We start from the raw sequence: 4,348 nt of genomic DNA, 5'->3' as shown, positions 1-4,348 counted from the left end.
GGGACGCCATGCTGGCCGGCCGCTCCGGGGTGAGTCCGCTCACCCAGGAGTGGGCCGGCCAACTGCCGGTCCGGATCGCGGCGCAGCTCGCGGTCGACCCGATCCACAAGATCGACCGGGTCAAGCTGCGCCGGCTCGACCGCTCCGAGGCGATCGCGCTGATCGCCGCCGGTGAGGCCTGGGCCGACGCCGGCCTGGCCGACTCCGGGCTCGACCCGGAGCGGCTCGCGGTCAGCATCGGTTCCGGCATAGGCGGCGCGACCACGCTGCTCGCGCAGGACGACATCCTGGAGGCGTCCGGCCCGCGCCGGGTGTCGCCGCACACGGTGCCGATGCTCATGCCGAACGGCCCGGCCGCCTGGGTCGGGCTGGAGCTGAAGGCGCGGGCGGGCGTCCACTCGGTCGCCAGCGCGTGCGCGACCGGCGCGGAGGCGATCGCCCTCGGCCTCGACATGATCCGCGCCGGCCGCGCCGACGTGGTCGTGGCCGGCGGCACCGAGGCCGTCATCCACCCGCTGCCGATCGCCGGCTTCGCGTCGATGCGGGCCATGTCGACCCGCAACGACGACCCCCAGAAGGCATCCCGGCCCTGGGACAAGGGCCGCGACGGCTTCGTGCTCGGCGAGGGCTCCGGCGTCATCGTGCTGGAGCGGGCCGACCACGCCGCCGCGCGCGGTGCCCATGTCTACGCCCGGCTGGCCGGTGCCGGCCTGACCTCGGACGGCTACGACATCGTGCAGCCGCACCCCGAGGGGCAGGGCGCGATCCGCGCGATCGCCATGGCGATCAAGGACGCGGGCGTCGCCAAGTCCGACATCGTGCACGTCAACGCGCACGCCACCTCGACGCCCGTCGGCGACCTGGCCGAGATCGCCGCGCTGCACGCCGCGCTCGGCGACCACCCGGTGATCACGGCGACGAAGTCGATGACCGGGCACCTGCTCGGCGCCGCGGGCGCGCTGGAGTCGATCGCGTCGATCCTGGCCATCCGCGACAGCATCGTGCCGCCGACGATCAACCTCGACGACCCCGACGACAAGCTCGACATGGACGTCGCCGCGCTCAAGGCGCGACCGATGGACGTGCCGGCGGTGATCAACAACTCGTTCGGGTTCGGCGGGCACAACGTGGCTCTGGTGTTCACCCGCGGGTGACCTCGGGCCTCATCGGGGGGATTTGATGACCAGGAGCAGCGCGCTAGACGATCATGCGGTCGTGGACTACCGGGACCCGGAGGTGCGACTGCGCGCCCTGTTCGACGACGGCACGCTGCGCCTGGCCGCCCCGCGGGACGACTCCGGGGTGCTCTACGCCCGGGGCGAGATCGACGGCACGGCGGTGGTCGCCTTCGCCACCGACGCCACCCGGATGGGCGGCGCGATGGGTTCCGAGGGTTGCCGGCACGTCGTGGACGCGATCGACACCGCGGTCCGGGAACGCGTGCCGGTGCTCGGCCTGTGGCACTCGGGCGGCGCGCGGCTGGCCGAGGGCGTGGTCGCGCTCGACGCCGTCGGCCAGGTCTTCGCGGCCATGGTGCGGGCGTCCGGCCGGGTCCCGCAGATCTCCGTCGTGCTCGGCCCCGCGGCCGGCGGTGCCGCCTACGGGCCGGCGCTGACCGACGTCGTGGTGATGAGCGGCGCCGGCCGGATCTTCGTGACCGGCCCGGAGGTGGTCCGCAGCGTCACGGGCGAGCAGGTCGACATGGAGCGCCTCGGCGGCCCCGAGCCGCACGGCCGGCGCTCCGGCGTGGTGCACGTGACGACCAAGGACGACGACTCCGCGCTGGTCGAGGCGCGCCGGCTGGCCGCGCTGCTCGGCCACCAGGGCCGCATCTCGCCGGTCGACGTGGCCACCGACGACCCCGAACACGACCTCACCGGCACGATGCCGGCGGCGGCCAACCGGGCGTACGACGTGAAGCCCGTGGTCCAGGCCCTGCTCGACGAGCCCGGCGTGGAGCTGCACGCCAGGTGGGCGCCGAACATCGTGACCACCCTGGGCCGGTTCGGCGGGCGGACGGTCGGCGTCATCGCCAACAACCCGCTGCGCCTCGGCGGCTGCCTGGACGCGGCGAGCGCCGAGAAGGCCGCCCGCTTCGTCCGGATGTGCGACGCGCTCGGCGTGCCGCTGATCGTGCTGGTCGACGTGCCCGGCTACTTGCCCGGCCTCGGCCAGGAGTGGGACGGCGTCGTGCGCCGCGGCGCCAAGCTGCTGCACGCGTTCGCCGAGGCCGTCGTGCCCCGGGTGACCCTGGTGACCCGCAAGGCGTACGGCGGCGCGTACATCGCGATGAACTCCCGCTCCCTGGGCGCCACGGCGGTGTTCGCCTGGCCGACCGCGGAGATCGCCGTGATGGGCGCGTCCGCGGCGGTCAACGTGCTGCACCGCAAGAAGCTCGCCGCGACTCCGCACGAGGAGCGCGAGGCACTCCGCGCGCAGCTCGTCGAGGAGCAGGTCAAGGTCGCCGGCGGCGTGCAGCGGGCGCTGGAGATCGGCGTCGTCGACGACGTGATCGAGCCGGGCGAGACCCGCCGCCGGATCGCGGAGGCGCTGGCCGCCGCGCCGGCCGCGCGCGGGGCGCACGGCAACATCCCGCTCTGAGGTCAGCCGCGGTTGCGCGGGTGGTTCCTGGCCACGCGCTCGTTGCCGCGCCGGTAGTTGCCGGTCCAGCGGGCCATCACGCCCTGCGGGTCGGCCTCGACCTCGGCCAGGAACTCCGCGGCGCGGCCGCCGCGTAGGGTGGTCGCCGCCCGGCCGTGGTGGAAGATCACGACGGAGCCGTCGGCCCGCTCGTCGTACGAGAATCCGTGTGCCGCCGGCATGTCGGGCAGCGTAATAGGGTGTGTGCCGTGGAAGCGACCGAGATCCGCAAGCTCGCCGCGCTGGAGGACCGCCACTGGTGGTACGCCGAGCGCCGCGCGCTGCTGGCCCGTGCGCTGCGCGGGCTCGGCGCCCCCGGCGCCGCGCTCGACATCGGCGCGGCCGGCGGCGGCAACACGCGGGTCCTGCGCGCGCACGGCTGGCGGCCGGTGGCGCTCGAATACAGCGCGGAGGGCGCGGAGGTGGCCCGCGAGCGTGGGCTGTCGGTGATGCGGGCCGACGGCCGGCACCTGCCGGTCGGCAGCGGCGCCCTCGACCTGGTCACCGCGTTCGACGTGCTCGAGCACATCGACGAGGACCACGAGGCGGCGGCCGAGATCCGGCGGGTCCTGCGGCCCGGTGGCACCGCGCTGATCGCCGTGCCCGCGGACATGAAGCTCTGGTCCGCCCACGACGTGGCCGTCGGCCACGTCCGCCGGTACGACCGGGCCGGGCTGCGGGACGTGGTCAAGAAGGCCGGGCTGGTCGTCGACGAGCTGTGGAGCTGGAACGTGCTGCTCCGACCCGTCGCCGCCTGGCGCCGCCGCAGGTCCACCGGCAGCGACCTCGACGACATCGCCGCACCGGTCAACCTGGGCCTGCGCGCGGTGGTGGCCGCCGAACGCTATCTTCCGGTGAAGTCCTTGCCCGGCGTCTCGCTGATGCTGCGCGCCCACCGCCCCGGTTAGGAGAGGTTGTCCCCGTGCTGGCCCCGCTGAAGAACCTGCTCGGCAACGTCACGATGTACGTGGCCCTGCAGAAGGCGCTCGGCTCCGACCGGCTGCGCTACCGCTGCCTCGACGAGCTCGACCTGCGCGACGGCGACACGGTGATCGACGTCGGCTGCGGGCCGGCCTACTACTTCGACCGGCTGCCGAAGGTGACCTACTTCGGCTTCGACACCTCGGAGCGTTACATCGCGCACGCGACGGCGCGGTACGGCTCGGAGCGCGCCTCCTTCTCCACGGAGGTGTTCGGGGAGCGGCACCTGGGCATCATCCCGCCGGCCGACGCGGTGCTGCTGCTCGGCCTGCTGCACCACCTGTCCGACGACGACTCGCGGTCGCTGCTGCGGGTCGCGTCGCGCGCGCTCGCGCCCGGCGGCAAGGTGATCGCCGTCGACACCTGCTACGCGCCCGGCCAGGGTCGCGTCTCGAAGTGGATGAGCGACAACGACCGCGGTGAGCACGTCCGCGAGCCGGCCGGGTTCGAGGCGCTGGCCCGCGAGTCGTTCGCCGACGTGTCGGGTGAGGTGGTCGACGACGTCACCCGGGTGCCGTCCAGCTTCTGGATGATGCGCATGGCGAGCCCGCTGCACGCCCAGGTCTGAGCCGGGCAGGATGCCCGCATGCGGCGCGTACACCTGGAAGCGGCCGAGGACCACGTCCAACGGCTGGCGCGGGAGGGCGACCCGCTCGGCGCCGTCAAGGAGCTGATCTGGAACGCGCTCGACGCGGACGCCACCCGGGTCGACGTCGTGCTGCACCGC

At 74.1% G+C, this 4,348-nt stretch carries 5 protein-coding genes; 4 read left to right on the top strand and 1 reads right to left on the bottom strand.

Annotated features, from left to right (window positions below; all coding sequences use genetic code 11):
- Together AB0H87_RS38750 and AB0H87_RS38745 are read left to right on the top strand one after the other, a co-directional pair.
- Nucleotides 1-1,154 (top strand): beta-ketoacyl-[acyl-carrier-protein] synthase family protein (locus tag AB0H87_RS38750; protein WP_360157816.1); only part of this gene is annotated, 1,154 nt, incomplete at its 5' end.
- Nucleotides 1,155-1,179: 25 nt separating this feature from the next.
- Entirely contained in the window at nt 1,180-2,601 is a 1,422-nt protein-coding gene (locus tag AB0H87_RS38745) for a carboxyl transferase domain-containing protein (protein WP_360157813.1), read from the top strand.
- Nucleotides 2,602-2,603: 2 nt separating this feature from the next.
- On the opposite strand, the gene AB0H87_RS38740 is transcribed toward AB0H87_RS38745, so the two are convergent.
- Nucleotides 2,604-2,822, bottom strand: coding sequence for a hypothetical protein (locus AB0H87_RS38740; RefSeq protein WP_360157810.1), 219 nt, complete (start codon nt 2,820-2,822; stop codon nt 2,604-2,606).
- 27 nt (nt 2,823-2,849) lie between these two features.
- Between AB0H87_RS38740 and AB0H87_RS38735 the strand changes: the two genes are divergently transcribed.
- Both AB0H87_RS38735 and AB0H87_RS38730 read left to right on the top strand, forming a co-directional pair.
- Nucleotides 2,850-3,548 carry a class I SAM-dependent methyltransferase gene (locus AB0H87_RS38735; protein ID WP_360157807.1) on the top strand — a complete coding sequence of 233 codons (699 nt, stop codon included), beginning with the start codon at nt 2,850-2,852 and terminating at the stop codon, nt 3,546-3,548.
- 14 nt (nt 3,549-3,562) lie between these two features.
- On the top strand, nt 3,563-4,189 hold the full coding sequence (locus AB0H87_RS38730; RefSeq protein WP_360157804.1) for a class I SAM-dependent methyltransferase: 627 nt from the start codon (nt 3,563-3,565) through the stop codon (nt 4,187-4,189).
- The last annotated feature ends 159 nt before the right edge of the window (nt 4,190-4,348 follow it).

It is taken from the genome of Asanoa sp. NPDC050611, from assembly GCF_040654855.1.
In the GTDB taxonomy this organism is placed as follows: domain Bacteria; phylum Actinomycetota; class Actinomycetes; order Mycobacteriales; family Micromonosporaceae; genus Asanoa.
Note: the sequence above shows the minus strand (reverse complement) of the source record. Positions and strands in the feature narration are given on the sequence as shown.

What these genes read in the sequence shown, in the direction of transcription:
- AB0H87_RS38740 (WP_360157810.1), bottom strand. Translation starts at nt 2,822, where the DNA reads ATGCCGGCGGCACACGGATTCTCGTACGACGAGCGGGCCGACGGCTCC.
- AB0H87_RS38745 (WP_360157813.1), top strand. Translation starts at nt 1,180, where the DNA reads ATGACCAGGAGCAGCGCGCTAGACGATCATGCGGTCGTGGACTACCGG.